This window comes from Erwinia sp. V71 (assembly GCF_965644245.1).
Taxonomy (GTDB): domain Bacteria; phylum Pseudomonadota; class Gammaproteobacteria; order Enterobacterales; family Enterobacteriaceae; genus Erwinia.
Genome location: NZ_CBFFRK010000233.1, coordinates 1 through 1,539 on the forward strand (window position 1 = coordinate 1; position 1,539 = coordinate 1,539).

1 protein-coding gene is annotated in these 1,539 nt (G+C 35.0%); it reads right to left on the reverse strand.

Annotated elements, in window-relative coordinates; translation table 11 throughout:
• Window positions 1-295 precede the first annotated feature (295 nt).
• The gene (locus tag ACSZO1_RS22335; RefSeq protein WP_437616567.1) at window positions 296-1,018 is read right to left on the reverse strand and encodes a DUF2157 domain-containing protein; all 723 of its coding nucleotides are present in this window, start codon (window positions 1,016-1,018) and stop codon (window positions 296-298) included.
• Between the last annotated feature and the right edge of the window lie 521 nt (window positions 1,019-1,539).

Consider the following 1,539-nt stretch of genomic DNA (forward strand, 5'->3'; position numbering starts at 1 on the left):
GGTTCCGGCAGCCTTCAGTGGTCTTTGCAGAGTGAAGACAGGCGGCTTAGCGTTGCACTTCGAACTTGAATCCGCCAATGACATTTTAAAGTAATAACGCTGAACTGTCCGGGAATTTTTCCGGGCAGAGAAGGGTTGAGCAAACCCACCGGGTGCGGTAGGGGGTTATTATTATAAACTTGACTAAATATAAAATCATACAACATTTAGAGGAGTAAATGTCATCTTTACTTTATTAAAAATGCAGGAGTAAAAAGAGGCTGTTTCATCCTCTTTTTACTTTGGTAATGTCGATTTATTTAAAATTGAAGTGGAAAATATAACCTTGCAATGCGAGCGTGGTAATAACTGAAAGAACTATTATTAGTGTACCGGAAATTCTTATCCTGAAAAGACCGGTAAGTTTATACATAGAATACCAGAAACCTGTCATAGTTGAATCTGATAAAGAGTACAAAAACTGCCTGATTGAGATGAAATGGTTTATTATTGCTGACAGGGCAATAAAAATACTGGATACAAGTATTGCTATAGAATTATTTTTCCCATGTTCATTCAACCCATTCCAGAAATCCCATGCCGAGTCAGTTCTGTATGACAAATCTACAATATCTTGTGGAATCTGCCCCTTGAAAAACGCATTGAGTAAAAATAAAGCCCCAGCAAAACCTGATGACAGGATAACACGAATAACATCATTCCTGCTTATTTCATTCCTGAAGGATAATATAAATACTCCTGTAATGGAAAGCGCAGGTGAGGTGATTGTTACCAGTTTTAAAATTGAATATATTTTATCAATATTTGCAAACAAAGACCAGATAACGACGAGCAGCACAAAAACGCCAGCAAATGCGATTGCACCGACCCCTGACTGATCCTGATTACCTGAGTTATTATTAATAATCTTGTTGTTGATTATCGAAGTGTTTTGAACATTGTTACCACCAGTGTTTTGTTGCGTTACATTGTTGGAGTTGTCTTGTCCTTTGACATTAATATCTCTGAATTTACTCATTTTTCTTTTGAATGCCGGTTTATAGTTGGTGGATAAAACATTACTATCACTAATGATATTTAAAAATACAACAGAAAAAAATCTTTTAATTTATTTTGGTTTTTTTACCTGTTGGTTTTCGTTTGAATAGAGTTTTCTTTTCCTTTTTATGATGTTTTAAAATATACACCTGCCAAGGTGTAGGGGTCAGTTAATATATAGCTTCTTTATTATCTGATGTTTTACCATATAACACACAGATGAGTCGCAAGAACGTGAGGGTTAAGTAATGTGCTAATTATACAGCCAAAACTTAAAGCTATAAAAATAATAAAAACGATAAGAATGCGTAAAAAATATTTTAACTTTATTTCTTCTTCGGAATGTTGTGGTCGTGTTATTTGAACGCTGATATGATTTTTGTCATGAAACCTTTTGGCTTCAATGCACATAAATATAACCATAACGCGAATTCAGATAATAAGTGCAACGCTCGGACATGATTGTGGAGAGTGTAGGAGGAAGGGTTAACTACCGATAAG

Excerpts from the sequence above, each read along its gene's own strand:
- ACSZO1_RS22335 (WP_437616567.1), bottom strand. The coding sequence starts at position 1,018 with ATGAGTAAATTCAGAGATATTAATGTCAAAGGACAAGACAACTCCAAC.